Here is a 15390-nt window from a genome sequence, read left to right on the forward strand (position 1 = left end):
TATGGATTTCCCTCGGTGCGTTGACGTTATACATAGTCATAAATCTGACGAATTTGTCATTTTAGATTACCATGCAAGGTTTTTGCGTCGTAAGGTTTTGGAAACTAAGCGCGGTCTAAAGTTTTTAGTAGACCTTCCCAAAACTCGTTCAATTTCTAAAAATGAAGCTTTTCTACTCGAGGATGGGAGGCTAGTTGGTGTAGTGTTTGCTGATGAAGAACTATTACAGATAAAAGGTGATCTTCTAAGGTTTGCATGGCACATCGGCAATCGTCACGTGCCATGTCAAATAGAAGGAGCACGACTACTTATTAAAAAAGATCATGTCATCAAGGAAATGCTAATCAAGCTAGGCGCTGAGGTGGGAACTGTAAAAGAGCCATTCAATCCAGAGGGAGGTGCCTATGGTCACGGACGCACGCACAGCCATGCCCACTGAGCAAAGTATCTTAACTCTCAGCCAGTGGATCTCCCCATCGTATCCTGTTGGATCCTTCACATATAGTCACGGTCTTGAGGCTCTTGTGAATTTACAGTGGCTGGGTAATGCAGACAGTCTTTGCGAGTGGCTATTCAATATTTTGCAGCATGGTGCTGCTCGTACAGATGCATTATTTTTGGCTGCAGCTTATAAATGCAACTCAGATGAAGCTCTTATAGAAATAAATAGGAAAGCTCGTGCACTTGCAAGTTCCCAGGAGCGCCTTTTAGAGATGGACGAACTTGGTAAAGCATTTAAAAGTGTTACGGAAGCAGTATGGCCAATTGAAATTGATGAGTTGGTATACCCAATTGCAATTGGTTTTTGTGCAAATGTCGAGGGAATAGAATTAAATTTGACAACCAGTTTATATTTGCAAGCCTACGTATCAAATCTAGTTTCTGCGGCACAGCGATTGATGCCACTTGGTCAAACTGAGGCCCAAAAAATTATAAAAACATTATCACCAATTTGTCTCCAAGTTGCAGATGAAACGAGAGATGGCAATTTAGATAATATTTATTCATCTGTCTTTATTTCGGATATTGCCGCAATGAAACATGAAACACAGGTGTCGAGGATATTTAAAACATGATGAATCAAAATGGTCCACTTAGGATAGGCATAGGTGGCCCAGTTGGGGCCGGGAAAACAACATTGACTGCACGATTGTGTAAGTTGATGAAAGACTCATATTCAATTGCCGCCATAACTAACGATATCTATACTCAAGAGGATGCGGAAGCTTTGACACGTATGCAAGTTTTGAGCTCTGATAGAATTCTTGGGGTCGAAACGGGCGGGTGCCCTCATACTGCGATCCGAGAGGACGCATCCATTAATCTTGCTGCGGTAGCGAAAATGAATGAGCGTTTACCTGATCTTGAAGTCATTTTAATTGAGTCTGGAGGTGATAACTTGTCTGCCACCTTTAGTCCTGAATTAGCGGATTTAACTATTTATGTTATTGATGTAGCTGCGGGAGAAGAAATCCCTCGTAAGGGTGGCCCAGCCATCACACGCTCTGATATACTTGTCATAAATAAGACAGATCTTGCACCGCATGTAGGCGCCAGTTTAGAGGTGATGGAGCGTGATGCTTTAAAAATGCGAGGCGGCCTGCCAACTATTTTTGCGTCGCTTAAAGCAGGTCATAATTCAGATAAAATTTTTGAAAAAATTCGTGAAATTGGCGGTTTATAGCTTAATACCCTAAGATCATTCTGTCCAATATATAGTTTAACTTTTAAGAATTTCTAAAATTAGATTTTCATCTAAGATCACATGTGTTGCGTGCCCACCAGTCAGTGCTGCTTTAACAGCATGTATTTTTTTCTCTCCTGATGCAACCATGATGCGTTTTGGAGTTTTTCTTATTTCAGATGGAGTTATTGAAATCATACAATCTTTTAACGGTGATGGAAGATCATCGCCATTGGACTTTATGAAATTGCCACAAAGAAAACCAACGCCTCCATTCGAGATAATTTCATCTAAGTGTTTTCTTTTAATTAGGCCGGATGATAGAACGTGAGTAGTTTCTGTTAAATCCCCAACTGATGTCAGTATCGCACTCAGATTTTCAAATTTTTTTAATTGTTTTTTTATTGCTGGCTCATCTCTTAGAGCTGTGGCCAAACTTGAAGATGATAAAATGGCGGGAGCGTGGAGGGTATGGCATTGAGCGCCAATTTTGTTTGCAATTTGGATTGCGCAATCTTCTGCGCTTAATAATCTATCGGATTCCATCGAGCCAATTACTTGACATACTTCCGTATTGGGTATCCCCCTGTTCGGGAGTTGCTCTCCAATTAGCTTTATTGTCTCCCCCCATGCAATTCCCAGTAAGTCCCCTGGATTGATTATGTCATGAAGTGCAAGAGCAGCCACTCGAGCTGTATGCCTGAGTGAAAAGTCTGATTTAGCTTTTCTTCCAACATATGCAACATAGACACCTTCAAGTTTATATTTCTGTGCTAAATCCCGGGCCATCTTTGAAGAATTAAGGGTCTCGCCATTTACTCGTATATCAACTATGCCCCGCTCTCTTCCTTCCTTGAGATAATTCAAAATAGTCGTACGAGATAAACCAAGACGTTTTGCAATCTCACTTTGATTGAGGCCCTCTTGGTAATACAGCAACGCAATATTTGCGAGATAGCCATCATCTCTTAGAATATAGTTTGGCGAGTGAGTAAATTTCTGTTTGAGTTGCTTCAATAGTTTTTATTATACCTTTATCAGAGTTACTTTGATTTACCGTAAACTTGCTTCTATATTACCACCATCCACGGTCATAACATGTCCAGTTGTGCTTTCAGCACAAGCCAACGCTGTGAATGCATCTGCAACATGTTCAGCTGTAACTTCCTTATTTAGTAGGTTCCCTGCCATGTACTCAGACTCTGAAACTCCACGGGATTTAGCTCGGGATGATATAAAGTCATCGGTAAGAAGACCGGAACGAATTCTATCCGCATTTATACCATTCACACGAATTCCATCAGACCCCAGTTCAAGTGCTAACTGTCGCATTAAGAAAAAAGTTGTGGCCTTTGGAAGCCCATAGGCACCAAAGTTCTTGCCGGGGTTCACTGCTTGCTTTGATATGTTGAACAGAATTTGGCCGCCGCGATTTTGATCTTTCAGAATTTTTGCCGCTTCCGTCGAAAAACTGTAATGAGAGAAAAAGTTCAATTCAAAGGCATTCCGCAATTCTTCATTTGAAATGCCCAGCATTGGACCTGCATGCGCGGCTCCGGCATTGGAAATTAATATATCTAAACCACCAAAATTATTTATAGCAGCCAACATGGCTTGGTTGGCTGCATCGGAATGAGTTACGTCAATTGGAAAATATTTGTGTCCAACGCCAAGTTTAGCTACGGATTCTTCCAAAGCTATCTCGTCTTTGTCTACAAGAATGGTTTGTGCCCCAAGCTTAGAAAAGGCCTTAGCTAGTGCAAAGCCGATTGTTCCAGAGCCGCCAGTTATCATCACAATTTTACCTTGAAATTTGGGTGGTGCACCCTTTCCTAGCTTTGCCTGTTCAAGTGACCAATACTCGCAATCGAATAAGTCTTTTTCGGAGATCGGCCTAAATCCTCCGGCATCTTCGCCAATAGCTCTCACTCGTGCGTTTTGAACTACAAGATCTCCTGCTATGCTGGCTGCCTTTGCATTTGCGCCCAATCCAATTAGGCCGATACCTTCCATCCAAATATTTTTCGGATCAGTAGGCAACATTGTTTTGGGCTGGTCGGCTTTTGGCGCCTGGCGCTCAAACATCGCTTTATATTCTTTTGCATATTTATCCAATTCTTCTTTAATTGCCTCTCTGCCCCTAGACCAAACAGACTCCTTTAAGATTAAAGGTCTACCTTTTATGCGGATCACGTGATCTGGAGAGGCTGTCCCTCTAGTTGAGAGTTCTTCAAGATCATTGCGTTTCAGGAATTGAAGTTCGTCTTTTCCGTTCCTGAGATCCATTATCGGCATAGGTGAATTTGGTCCAATCATATCACCTATCAGGCCTCGTATGATTGGAAATACACCGCTTGCCTTATGGGGTTTGCGAGTGAAAAGGTTTGTTGGATTCTCCATTTTTAGATAGTCGGCTACTGCTTGAGTATGCACGATGATTTGATCATAACTTTCTTTTGCAGTCTCTCCAAAGGCAAAATGACCATGTCCCAAGAGCATTAGGCCTTCTACGCTTGGATTTTGCTCAAAAACTTCTGCCGCTTTTTTTGCTAAAGCAAATCCAGGCATGATATATGGAACAATACCTAGCTTTTCACCAAATATATCTTTGCACACCTCAGTGGCGTTGGGTAAATTTGCCAGAATTAGAAATGGAGTTGCGTGTGTATGATCAATATACTTATGCGGAAGAAATGCGTGCAACAAAGTCTCTACAGATGGGTTGGGTGAGCTACTATCTAGCAAATTAGCGCGTTGTATATTTACCATATTCTCATCGGAAAGCTGCTCAAGTTCTCGCAATTTCTTGAGCGGATCCAACCAAAGGCCTGGAAGCCCTGGCGCAAGTATTGTGTCCAAATCCCACCCAGAACCCTTGACGTGCATAACTTTGCAGGTTTCCCCAAAAAGATTTTTTCTTTCCACTTTAACCGAAGTGTTCCCGCCTCCATGCATTACAAGATCAGGATTCTGACCAATTAATCGAGAGGTATAAACCCGTAGTGCTAAATGTTGATCAGCATCGTCTTTGGACGCTTCAGACGTCCAGGTTTGAGCGTCTTTTTCCTTATAATTATTTTTAATCATTCTTTGTGGCTCCAGCCATTTCTGGGAACATTTCTGCTAATGCATCTTTAGACGCTTCCGAAACACCTCGCTCAGTTATCAAGCCAGTTATTAGTCGATTGGGTGTTACATCGAACGCCGGATTGCCACCAGGAACACCCTCGGAGGTGACTTGAACTTCTGCTATATCATTGTGTGAGTTTCTACCTAAAATATGAGTAACTTCCCTCTCTGGTCGCTCTTCAATCGGAATATCCGTAAGACCATCATTTATTCGCCAATCTATGGTTGGAGAAGGTAATGCAACATAGAAAGGTACTTTATTGTCATGAGCGGCAAGAGCTTTTAGGTAAGTTCCAATCTTGTTACACACATCTCCTTGAGCGGTTGTTCTATCGGTACCAACAATAACCATGTCAACTAAGCCTTTTTGCATAAGATGACCGCCCGCATTGTCTGTTATATAAGTATTGCTGATGCCGTGGCTCTGTAATTCCCAAGCCGTCATTCCTCCTTGGTTTCTGGGTCTTGTTTCATCAACCCATACATGTATTGGAATGTTTTCATTGTGCGCATGATACATAGGAGAGGTTGCAGTCCCCCAATCGACGGTAGCAGGCCAACCAGCATTACAATGGGTCAGCAAACGTACAGGCTCTCCTGGTTTTTTTGTTTCAGCTAATTTTTTGATTATCTTTAATCCAAATTCGCCGATGTTTTTATTTATTTCCACATCTTCTTCGGCAATTCTATGTGCAATTTCCATAGCAACTGCTGGACGTTGACTTTCTCCAACGTTTGCTAACTCAGTTTGCATTCGGTCAAGTGACCAACGTAAGTTAATTGCTGTTGGGCGGGTTTGGATTAGAGTATCGTATGCATTTTTTAATCCGTTGTCAGATGCATCATGTTCCAAAGCTATAGCTACTCCATAAGCCGCCGTTGCCCCAATTAATGGTGCCCCTCTAACCCACATATCTTTTATCGCAGTTGCAAAACTTTGTAATGTCTCTAGTTCAACGACCTTGAAATCATGCGGTAACCAGCGCTGGTCTATTATTTTAACTTTTGAAAGTTCATGATCATACCAAATTGAGCGGTAATGAGTACCGTTTACCTTCATAGGTGTTTCTCCGAATTATATTTTCTTGCAAGACTTTGAATTGCCTGAATATCTTTGATTTGGTTTCTTTCAAGAATGAGTTGGCGACCCATAATGAGGTTTCTAGCTTCCAGTTCTGCCCGTGTTTTTAAGTCAGCTATTTCTTCAAAGTCTGCATTGTGAGCAAGGGAAAGAATACGTCTATGCATTTCAATCCCACATACACCCAATGCATCTGACCAAATATGGTTAAGCACTCCGTTCAGTGCACCTTCTGAGCTATGTCCTTGATTTTCGAAAAGACTTTTTGGAAATAAAATCCCCTGCCTTTCATTGCGCCAAAGATTGCTGAATTCACTTATGAACGTTGAATATATCTCTTCAATAGTTGATAGTATCCAATTTTGGTACTCTTCTAATGTATTTTCAGTTCTATGACCTGGTTGGCTGAAATAAGCCATTAAAAAGTTAGATATCAGCATACCAATATCGAAACCCATAGGCCCGTAAAACCCAAATTCCGGATCTATAATTTTCGTTTCGCTGTCAGTACACATAACTGATCCGGAGTGAAGGTCGCCGTGAAGTAATGTTTCCGTATTTGAGGTGAATTTTAGAAGCATATGCTGAACCTCCTGTTTTAAAGAAACATCGGATCTTAGCGTCTTGATGACTGGCTCAAGTCCTTCTGTGTGGTGGTTCATCTCTGCTTCAAAGTAAGGATCAGTAAAGATAAGGTTTTCGGTGATTGCCATGAGTTCGTCATTGCCTTGGAACAGTGCAGTATCTTTCTTTTTCTCCTTTGTTGACAATGAAAGATCAGATCCTCTAAACGCAGTTCGTGCACAAAAATTACCTAGAGTTTTCCCAAGCCCATTTACGTATTCTCCAGCGATTAATTTTTTTCGTAGAATTACGTGAGGAGAGAGCATTTCCATTACAATAATTGCTTGTTTTTTATTAAAATAATAGATTTGAGGGACGCTGCCTGGATCTCTTTCTCCCTGCCTGCAAAGTATCTCATGTTCAAAGAATGAACGGCTCAATGGAAGGGGCCAACTGTCACCAACTAAGCGTACATATGGTAAAGCTTGTTTAACAATGAGACTTGCTTGTTTCCCCTCAACAACAAATACGAGATTTAGGTTTCCATCGCCGACTTCTGTGACTTTCCATTCTTCAGATTTATTACCAATTAACGACGTTATACTTTCTAAATTTTTTAATCGTTCTGGAAGGGTTTTGGAATTCAGAGGTTCATACTCTAAATCATCTTTCATTTGGAGCCTCTTAACAAAAAACACTGATATTTCAAGCATTGGCAAATTTTGACTTTTGTCAAGAGTGTTGACAATTGAAAAGCCTCTTGTAAGCATAAGTTTTAGGAGGACAACACGTTGGAGCTAGCTTGCCAGATTTCAGGTATTGTAAAATCTTTTGGGCCTAACCGAGTGCTCAAAGAGGTTGACCTAGAATTGCCTTCAGCCACAATTACTGTGCTGATGGGAGCAAATGGTGCAGGTAAATCTACTCTGGTGAAAATATTGTGTGGTGTCCATAATGCAGATGCAGGAACCGTAACTCTTTTTGGAGAAAATTTCTCCCCAGCTTCACCTTCAGATGCGTTTCAGTCCGGCGTAGTTACGGTTCATCAAACTATTAATAATGGAGTAATCCCGGACCTTGATGTAGCGTCAAATCTCATGATTGATCGATTAGCTGACAGTAGTGCAGGTTTTTTTCTACGAACAGAAAAATTACGAGCTGAAGCCAGAAAAGTAGCAGCAACAATGGACTTAGATTTAGATATCACAGCTGAAGTTAAAGATTTGGGACTAGCGGACAGGCAAATGATTGCAATCGCAAGAGCAATGACTCGCAAACCAAAACTACTCATACTTGATGAGCCAACTTCGTCTCTTTCTGCTAACGAAGCTAAACGCCTATTTAAACTTCTTGCCAATTTAAAAGAGCAAGGTGTCGCTATACTTTATATCTCACATCGCATGTCAGACATTAGAGCTATTGCCGACCGTATAGTTACCATGAGAGATGGTAAGATTTCTGGTATTTTTGATGGTCCTTCTCTAGATTACGAGGGCGCAGTTACTGCAATGCTTGGTCAAAAAATGGTTCATGGTAAATTGCAGTTGCAAGAAAAGGGGACGCCCATATTTGAATTGCGTGACGCAAAACTTTCAAAATATAGTAGTCCCTTTGATTTGGTATTTTATAAAAATGAAATCATTGCAATAACTGGCTTATTAGGCAGCGGAAAAACGGCAATAGCCTCTGCTATTTTTGGTTTGAACCCTCTATTAGAGGGAGACATGCTTTTACACGGCGAGCCTTATAATCCTAAAAGTCCTGCCGATGCCATATCAAAAGGTATTTTTATGTGTCCGAAGGATAGGTCTACAAATGCTGTGGTTTCTGACTTCGACATTACAAATAATATGGTTCTCCCGTTCTTGGATCGGCACAGTTGGTTTTCATTTCTGAAGCCAAAAAATTTAGAAAGAAAAGCAACTGTGTCGATCTCAGAATTAGGGATAGTGTGTCAGTCAGAGCTTGATTTAGTTACTACACTGTCAGGAGGCAATCAGCAAAAGGTAATGATTGGTCGTTGGCTTTCAGAAAAATCAGAAGTTTTGTTACTTGATGAGCCCTTTCAAGGAGTTGATATAAAAGCGCGTAGGGACATTGGAAGCCAGATAAGGCAGTCATCTAAAGATAGAGCAACATTAGTCTTCGTCGCCGAGCTCGACGAAGCAGTAGAAATTGCTGATAAAATCGTTGTGTTACATGAAGGTTCTTATTCTGGTATCTTCGAGAATAAAGAGAACAATATTGCAGATATTCTTTCTCTCTATAGTGGAAAACCGTCTGAAACTTTAGCTGAAGCAAGAGGAAGTTTAAATGGGTGAAAAAGTATTATGAATATGAGAAGTTTTGCAATCCGCTATGGTTTTCTATTGTTACTTTTGGGTTTGGTGTTGTTCTTCTCTATAGTTGCAGAGGGTTTTGCCGGTCCACGCTCAGCTGTTTTTATTTTTCAATCCGTTTCTATTACGGGTATTTTGGCGCTCGGTGTTACTGCAACTTTGGTGGTAGATGGATTTGATTTATCTATAGGTTCTGTGGCTACCACTGCACTTATGCTCTCAGCGTATGTGATGGTCGTACTTGAGATGTCAGCCTTCACGGCCATAATTGCTTGTCTTATTATGGGAGCATTTGTAGGTTTGGTAAATGGGCTTCTAATCGTGAAGGCCAGGGTTCCAGACTTATTAGCCACGCTGGGCATGATGTTTTTACTTATCGGACTGCAGCGCATACCTACGGAAGGTAGATCTATCTCTACTGGTATGAAGCTTCCTAGTGGTGAGACAGCAGAGGGTGTTTACTCACAAAGCTTTTTATGGCTTGGTCGACATCGTTTAGATTTTTTCTTAGAAAACCTTATACCAATTCCAGTAATTATATTTTTATTGGTTGGGGTATTTATTTGGCTTTTTTTGGAGCTTACCAGACATGGTAGGCTTATGTATGCAATAGGTTCAAACGAGACTGCCACTGCTTTGGCTGGAGCGAATGTTAATAAATATAAAATTCTTGCTTATGTCATTTCAGGGATTACTGCTTCGATAGGCGGAATTCTACTTTCTGCCAGATTAGGTCGTGGTGATATAGCTTCAGGAAATAACTTGTTACTGGATTCTGTTGCTGCGGCATTGATAGGTTTTGCCGTGTTAGGAGCGGCGAAGCCTAATGCATTTGGCACTGCAATAGGTGCTCTCTTTGTTGGAGTGCTTCTTCAAGGTTTGACGATGATGAACGCGCCGTATTATACTCAAGATTTTGTAAAGGGGAGTGTACTAGTTATTGCACTCATTTTTACATTTGCTCTTTCATCGAAGGGGCGAAAAACTAGCCACTGAATAACAGGCTTTTAAAATACCATGGGAGGTAATTATGTTTAGAAGATCAATACTAAAAATACTAGGAGGAAGCGTTGTTCTACCTGCGCTTTTTTCAACCGCGGTGACAGCTGGTGATATGCCAGCACCGTTTGACAATCCGGGTGACGTAAAAATTGCGCTCGTTAGATATCTATCTACGGGTGATTTTTTTCAGGCCTATCTTTCGGGAGTAGAAACCCAAGCTGCAGCTCTAGGCGTCGACTTGAGAGTTTTTGATAGCAGACAGGATGCGGCTCTCCAATCTGATATGGTAGATCAAGCCATTGCACTTGGTGTTGATGGTATTGTAATTCAACATGGTCTGACCGAGAGTATGCGAGATGCAGCTCAAAGAGCAGTCGATGCTGGTATTAAAGTTGTCGCCTTTGACGTTAATGTAGAAAATCCAGCAATACCTCAGATAGAACAATCAGACTACCTACTGGGTAAATTGGCTTTGGAGCAGGCAATAATAGATAATGGCACAAGTTGGAAAGCCGGCTATGTTTATGTGCCGGGTATTGCTCCGCTAGATCGTCGCCATGCTGCATGGGAAGACATTAAAGCAGCAAATCCAGGAATCGAGGAAGTTGCTCAATTCGGCACTCTCGATAATCCAATAGCTAACTCTAATGCGAACCAGGCGAGATCAGTTTTGCAAGCAAATTCAGATATAACTGTCATGTTTGCTCCTTACGACGAGTTTGCCAAGGGTGTTAAAATCGCAGTTGACGAAGCAGGTTTAACAGATCAAATCGACATATATTCAGCTGATGTCTCTACCGCTGATATTTCAGCTATGAGAGAGCCAAATTCTGCATGGGCTGCTACGGTTGCAACAAATCCTGCAGTGGTTGGAGAAGTTTCAGTGAGATCGCTTGCAATGATGCTTGCTGGTGAAAATCCAGGTAGTAACGTTGTGGTGCCTCCGACACTAATCACACAAGCATTTTTAAATGAAAATGACATAAAAAATATGGAAGACTTGTCTGCAAAAATGCCTCAGTTTGCGCATGCTGATGTTTCAGTGCCAAGCTGGATGCCACTACCGCCGCGATAAATTATAATTAAAGGCTGGATAAATCCTTTATCCAGCCTTTGATATTCAAAAACTGCTTACTTGAACCCATATATTTGCATTTCAATGCTATTTTAATACTCTTTTAGAGACTACCACCATTTTGTAACCAGTAATCTCTGGCCCAATCGACAGATCTCAAAAGAAAGTGTGGAAAACGATCTCGATTATAGAACCCCTTAGTTACCAAATCGATTGGTCTTGGTTTTCCATGAAATGCAATCACTTTAGTTTGAGGTCCTGGTTTAGTAGGTGAAAATATAAGATCTTTTCCTATTGGCTGTCTAAGAGATCGCTTATAGCTAATAACCCAAGGCTCAGGCCAAAATTCAATATTTTCACAAATTTCTTGTACGTAAACTTGTTCAAGTTCATGCTGGTTTACAAGAGTATTTAAGTTGTTTTGTAAATTAGACACAAAATGTGAATACTTCCCAATCTCAAAGCAAAATATACCTGTGCCAACTACTCGTTCATGTGCCAGAGTATCTTTTCCCCAAGGCCCAACATCAATTACTGAGATGGCATTCGGCGCAAAGTTAAAAAACTCATCTATTGAGCCCATTATAAAAGTGTCCAAATCAATAAAAAGCGCATGCCCAGTTAAGTCGTAAAGGTTTTCCTTAAAAATAGATATTTTAGGCCATGCTCCATGATGCCAATGGTCTGGTTCAAGTCCTATATCAGGAATTGGGTATGTTTCGACGTTAATATTTATTCCATCATTTTTATCGGTAAGGCAAATAAAACGAAAATCGCCAGTTATGTTTCTTTTAGCGGCGTTATACAAAACATTTACATAATCGGACGAGTAAAGGTTGCCCCATTTCATGCAAAGCACGGTCTTATTCATATTGTTCCTCGTGTTGAAGCCATAACTAGGCAATGTAAAATACCTAATTATTCTTTATACTTTATACCCATAAAAATAAAATTAAAGGTGTCTAATACTTTCTTTTGAATCTAAAAATTAAAGGATTAGATCAACATCGAATGCTTTAAACGATGCCCTGCCTTTTGAGCTCCTTTAACTCGACTGAGCTCACTCCAACACCATTAAATATTTCTTCATTATGAGCACCAAGAGCTGGGGGAGGGTTAGCTGCAGTAGGATGCTCACCATTTAGTTTAATCCCGGTAGTCACTAATTTTAAATTTCTTTGAACTCCCGGTACATCTGTATATTCAGTCAAAAAGTTACTTTCTGAAATTTCTTTAGATTGCAGGGCTTGGGCAACCGTTAGAACTTTTCCAGCTGGAATTCCAAGGCAATTCAGCTCTTGAGCCCATTTTTCTGCGGACTGCTTCTTTAATTTTTCTTCAAGTTCCTTTTTTAATTTTTTACGATTAATTTTTCGAGCCTCGCGGGTTGCATATTGAGGGTTATCACGTAAATAAGGCAGATCAAGATGATCCGTCAAAGCTATCCAATGTTCATTTTTATTTGCAGCGATATTTAATAGTCCATCGCTTGTTTTAAAGGTTCCGGAAGGTGCAGAAGTGGGGTTTTCATTTCCGCAAGCAAGTGGTTCAACACCCGTGTTAAGATAATTAGACACCGCCCAACCCATTGAAGACATTAAAGCCTCCAACATACTTACGTCAATAAATGCTCCGCGAGGATTAGCATTAAGTGCTGAGGAAATAGCGAATGCAGCGGTTATGCCGCCAACAGTATCAGCCACTGGAAAGCCAACGCGCAACGGAGAACTACTTTGGTTTCCGGTAATAGACATTAAGCCGGACGCACCTTGAATAATTTGGTCATAGGCAGGTTGGTCACTTGATTTGCCAGATTGTCCAAAACCAGAAATTGCACAATAAATTAAATCTGAGTTTATCTTTTTTAGTTCTTCAAAATCTAATCCAAGACGCTTCATCACACCTGGTCGGAAATTTTCTACAAGCACGTCTGCAGTTTCTGTAAGCTGTAAAAAAAGTTTCTTACCTCTTGGAGACTTGAGATTTAATGTTATCGATTTTTTACCAGCATTTTGCGCTAGAAAAGAAATACCCATTAATTTTTTATTGAGTCTTTCGTCTGCACCTAGTTGACGTGCTAAATCGCCTGTTTTAGGAGCTTCAACTTTGATGACCTCTGCGCCTAAATGTACTAATTGGTGACAGCAGTAGGGTCCCGCTAGAACATTTGTTAAATCTAGTACTCGTATACCATTTAAGGGTTTTTTCATATTAATAATTTTCTAAACCACGGCCAAAAGTTAATGAGTTAAATTATTGCTTATGTAAACAATTATATACACAATATTAATTTTTTGAGTAATTAGCCTAGTTTAAGCTATTAATTCCATTTTCAATTATATTGAAAGCTTGCGTTAACTCATCTTTGTTAATTGTAAGCGGAGGACAAAGCGTTAATATTGAGCCACCCCCTACTTTATAGCTCAATCCATTTGATAGTGAGTGATAAAGGATAGCATCCGCTTCGTTCGAGGCCGGTTTGCCATCTACTCGTAAGTCTATTCCATAGAATAAACCAAGACCTCTTACTTCATGAATTATTGAATGCTTTAGTTTAAGAGCTTCCAATTCCTGTAAACCTGAATTGCCCAGAGTTACTGCATTATCAAGTAATCCGTCTTCCATTAGACAATCAATTGTCGCTAGCGCTGCTGCACAACCAACAGAACTTTTTTCATGAGTGTAATGCCCTAAGGCTTTATCTTCGACGACATTTAAAGCATCGTTGGCAAGTAATGCTGCCATCGGGAAAACTCCTCCACCTAAGCCTTTACCTATGACTAACATGTCGGGCTCAACGTCAAAGTGTTCACACACAAACATTTTGCCTGTTCGACCTAAGGCAGAGGGTATTTCATCAAAAATCAACAGAACATCATTCTTTGTGCAAATATCCCGTACTCTTGTCCAATAGTTTGGCGGTGGTAATTCTACGGTTGTCCACCTCATGGGTTCGGCAACAAGGGCTCCAATATCTCCCTCCATTTCGATAACATACTCTAAATAGTTGATACATCCGTCATGGCTCTCATCTGAGCAATTGAAATGACATTTTCCTCTTGTGGGAGGAGGGATATGTTCCGTGCCAGGCATGAGCGGACCTACATCTTTTCGAAACAATTTTTCTCCACCGATTGAGATAGCATCTAAAGAAGCACCATGAAAACTATCCCACATGGAAATTGTTTTATGTCTACCAGTTGCATATCGAGCCAGCTTTAACGCCATGCCGATTGCATTGGTACCACCGGGTGCAAAAAGAACTTTATTCAAATTTCCAGGTGCGAGAGAGGTAAGGCGTTCTGCAAGTTCAATTGCAACCTTATTCGTGTAACGCCGAGGACAAAATGGGAGAATGTCGAGCTGCTCTTTAATTGCAGCTATAACTCGCTTATTTCCATGACCAACTTGATGAACACTATTCCCATGAAAGTCCATAATTTTACGACCTTGGAGATCCTCCAGATATATACCGTCACTTGCTTCTAGAACATTTAAACAAGGTGTTGAGAGTGATTGATGTAAGAAGTACTTTGAGTCTTCTGATAACAATTTCTGCGAATTTGTGTTGATATTGTTTTTCGACCATTCCAACCGTCTTGGAGAGAGGTTGATATCACCCTCTGTGTCAATTGGTTCATTTACATTCTTTTTTTTTCTCATCTTGTATCTCTTCTGAAGTTATCTCTCCATGCCAGACCATCCTCCGTAGCAGCTTGTGGCCTGTATTCACAACCAAATGCCCCTTTATATCCGAGTGCTTCCATCTGTGGTAAAATCTTGGAGTAATTCAATATGCCCGGATGAGGTTCTGCTCTGTTTTCAGCAGCAGAAATTTGAATATGACCAATGTTACTTACATGCTTAGCAAAGGCATCCATGAGATTTTCACTCTCTTTGTATACATGGTAACAATCAAATAAGATTTTCAAACGTGGATGATTTATAGTTTTCAGTATTCCGGCAGCCTGCTCAATTGTTTTGAGAAAATAACCAGGTAGCTGTTCATTACATACCGGTTCGATTAGAATTATTTGAGTTGAGTTTTCCAATGCATAGTTTAGTGAGGATATAAAAGTTTCATTTGCATCATCAGCATTTGTTATACCTGACATTACATGAATTGCAGGAATATTTAATGCCGTTGCGATTTCAACAGCATCATTTATGTCATTTACATATTTCTCGTTGTATTGACTAAGCGATGCGCAGCCAAAAGTTTCACCCATTCTGACATTCATGCCGTTAACCGGCAGCTCATGTTTGGAGAGAATTAACTGTAATTCTGTTAAGTTTTCGTAATGTGGTTCGTCGTGAAATTCTAAACTTTCAAAACCATATTTTTTTGCAATAGCCAATCTGTCTAGAAAAGACAGCTCCTTCCAAAGATAGCCAGTATTAGCTGAAAAATTATGTGCAAAGTTCATCATGGGCCCGTAGTGTCATGGTATCAAAACTTCTCATACTGTTGTATGATTAAAAGTAATAATTAGTACAGTCTTAAAGTGGAGATCTT

14 protein-coding genes are annotated in these 15390 nt (G+C 40.4%); 6 read left to right on the forward strand and 8 right to left on the reverse strand.

From position 1 onward, the window contains the following. Position 1: 1 nt before the first annotated feature. From ACTF5Q_RS05075 to ureG, 3 genes are read left to right on the forward strand one after another with little or no spacing between them, the layout of a single operon-like run. A complete protein-coding gene (locus tag ACTF5Q_RS05075; RefSeq protein ID WP_438953578.1) occupies positions 2-439 on the forward strand; it encodes an urease accessory protein UreE in 438 nt (145 codons plus the stop codon). Then, positions 405-1076 carry an urease accessory protein UreF gene (locus ACTF5Q_RS05080; RefSeq protein WP_438953579.1) on the forward strand — a complete coding sequence of 224 codons (672 nt, stop codon included), beginning with the start codon at positions 405-407 and terminating at the stop codon, positions 1074-1076. The genes ACTF5Q_RS05075 and ACTF5Q_RS05080 overlap by 35 nt, the downstream gene beginning before the upstream one ends. Then, positions 1073-1684: an urease accessory protein UreG gene (gene ureG, locus ACTF5Q_RS05085; protein WP_153693148.1), complete on the forward strand. Its 612-nt coding sequence runs from the start codon at positions 1073-1075 to the stop codon at positions 1682-1684. The genes ACTF5Q_RS05080 and ureG overlap by 4 nt, the downstream gene beginning before the upstream one ends. A 36-nt stretch (positions 1685-1720) precedes the next feature. Here ureG and ACTF5Q_RS05090 read toward each other — a convergent pair whose 3' ends face one another. From ACTF5Q_RS05090 to mtnK, 4 genes are read right to left on the reverse strand one after another with little or no spacing between them, the layout of a single operon-like run. Next, positions 1721-2701 carry a sugar-binding transcriptional regulator gene (locus ACTF5Q_RS05090; protein WP_438953580.1) on the reverse strand — a complete coding sequence of 327 codons (981 nt, stop codon included), beginning with the start codon at positions 2699-2701 and terminating at the stop codon, positions 1721-1723. 36 nt (positions 2702-2737) lie between these two features. Beyond that, positions 2738-4771: a bifunctional aldolase/short-chain dehydrogenase gene (locus ACTF5Q_RS05095; RefSeq protein WP_438953581.1), complete on the reverse strand. Its 2034-nt coding sequence runs from the start codon at positions 4769-4771 to the stop codon at positions 2738-2740. Further along, positions 4764-5873 (reverse strand): S-methyl-5-thioribose-1-phosphate isomerase, encoded by a 1110-nt coding sequence (mtnA, locus tag ACTF5Q_RS05100; RefSeq protein ID WP_438953582.1) that lies wholly within the window; start codon positions 5871-5873, stop codon positions 4764-4766. The genes ACTF5Q_RS05095 and mtnA overlap by 8 nt, the downstream gene beginning before the upstream one ends. After that, positions 5870-7132 (reverse strand): S-methyl-5-thioribose kinase, encoded by a 1263-nt coding sequence (gene mtnK, locus ACTF5Q_RS05105; protein ID WP_438953583.1) that lies wholly within the window; start codon positions 7130-7132, stop codon positions 5870-5872. The genes mtnA and mtnK overlap by 4 nt, the downstream gene beginning before the upstream one ends. Positions 7133-7249: 117 nt before the next feature. Between mtnK and ACTF5Q_RS05110 the strand changes: the two genes are divergently transcribed. The 3 genes from ACTF5Q_RS05110 to ACTF5Q_RS05120 are packed head-to-tail and all read left to right on the forward strand — an operon-like array spanning position 7250 to position 10874. After that, a complete protein-coding gene (locus ACTF5Q_RS05110; RefSeq protein WP_438953584.1) occupies positions 7250-8779 on the forward strand; it encodes a sugar ABC transporter ATP-binding protein in 1530 nt (509 codons plus the stop codon). A gap of 9 nt (positions 8780-8788) precedes the next feature. Then, positions 8789-9793: an ABC transporter permease gene (locus tag ACTF5Q_RS05115; protein WP_154038540.1), complete on the forward strand. Its 1005-nt coding sequence runs from the start codon at positions 8789-8791 to the stop codon at positions 9791-9793. Positions 9794-9827: 34 nt separating this feature from the next. After that, positions 9828-10874 (forward strand): substrate-binding domain-containing protein, encoded by a 1047-nt coding sequence (locus ACTF5Q_RS05120; protein WP_020045309.1) that lies wholly within the window; start codon positions 9828-9830, stop codon positions 10872-10874. 103 nt (positions 10875-10977) lie between these two features. Here the strand turns inward: ACTF5Q_RS05120 and ACTF5Q_RS05125 are convergent, their stop codons facing one another. From ACTF5Q_RS05125 to ACTF5Q_RS05140, 4 genes are all read right to left on the reverse strand, one after another. Beyond that, on the reverse strand, positions 10978-11745 hold the full coding sequence (locus ACTF5Q_RS05125; RefSeq protein WP_438953585.1) for a hypothetical protein: 768 nt from the start codon (positions 11743-11745) through the stop codon (positions 10978-10980). Positions 11746-11890: 145 nt separating this feature from the next. Further along, a complete protein-coding gene (locus ACTF5Q_RS05130) occupies positions 11891-13084 on the reverse strand; it encodes a CaiB/BaiF CoA transferase family protein (protein ID WP_438953586.1) in 1194 nt (397 codons plus the stop codon). A 97-nt stretch (positions 13085-13181) separates the two neighbouring features. Beyond that, positions 13182-14537: a (R)-1-hydroxy-2-aminoethylphosphonate ammonia-lyase gene (gene pbfA / locus ACTF5Q_RS05135; protein WP_438953587.1), complete on the reverse strand. Its 1356-nt coding sequence runs from the start codon at positions 14535-14537 to the stop codon at positions 13182-13184. Then, positions 14534-15304 carry a TIM barrel protein gene (locus ACTF5Q_RS05140; protein ID WP_438953588.1) on the reverse strand — a complete coding sequence of 257 codons (771 nt, stop codon included), beginning with the start codon at positions 15302-15304 and terminating at the stop codon, positions 14534-14536. The genes pbfA and ACTF5Q_RS05140 overlap by 4 nt, the downstream gene beginning before the upstream one ends. Between the last annotated feature and the right edge of the window lie 86 nt (positions 15305-15390).

Source organism: Candidatus Salinivivens marinus, from assembly GCF_965655845.1.
Classification (GTDB): domain Bacteria; phylum Pseudomonadota; class Alphaproteobacteria; order Rhodobacterales; family Rhodobacteraceae; genus Salinivivens; species Salinivivens marinus.

Coding starts and splice junctions, on each gene's coding strand:
- mtnK (WP_438953583.1), bottom strand. CDS start 7,132: ATGAAAGATGATTTAGAGTATGAACCTCTGAATTCCAAAACCCTTCCA.
- ACTF5Q_RS05140 (WP_438953588.1), bottom strand. CDS start 15,304: ATGATGAACTTTGCACATAATTTTTCAGCTAATACTGGCTATCTTTGG.
- mtnA (WP_438953582.1), bottom strand. CDS start 5,873: ATGAAGGTAAACGGTACTCATTACCGCTCAATTTGGTATGATCATGAA.
- ACTF5Q_RS05095 (WP_438953581.1), bottom strand. CDS start 4,771: ATGATTAAAAATAATTATAAGGAAAAAGACGCTCAAACCTGGACGTCT.
- ACTF5Q_RS05075 (WP_438953578.1), top strand. CDS start 2: ATGGATTTCCCTCGGTGCGTTGACGTTATACATAGTCATAAATCTGAC.
- pbfA (WP_438953587.1), bottom strand. CDS start 14,537: ATGAGAAAAAAAAAGAATGTAAATGAACCAATTGACACAGAGGGTGAT.
- ACTF5Q_RS05115 (WP_154038540.1), top strand. CDS start 8,789: ATGAATATGAGAAGTTTTGCAATCCGCTATGGTTTTCTATTGTTACTT.
- ACTF5Q_RS05080 (WP_438953579.1), top strand. CDS start 405: ATGGTCACGGACGCACGCACAGCCATGCCCACTGAGCAAAGTATCTTA.
- ACTF5Q_RS05125 (WP_438953585.1), bottom strand. CDS start 11,745: ATGAATAAGACCGTGCTTTGCATGAAATGGGGCAACCTTTACTCGTCC.
- ureG (WP_153693148.1), top strand. CDS start 1,073: ATGATGAATCAAAATGGTCCACTTAGGATAGGCATAGGTGGCCCAGTT.
- ACTF5Q_RS05120 (WP_020045309.1), top strand. CDS start 9,828: ATGTTTAGAAGATCAATACTAAAAATACTAGGAGGAAGCGTTGTTCTA.
- ACTF5Q_RS05130 (WP_438953586.1), bottom strand. CDS start 13,084: ATGAAAAAACCCTTAAATGGTATACGAGTACTAGATTTAACAAATGTT.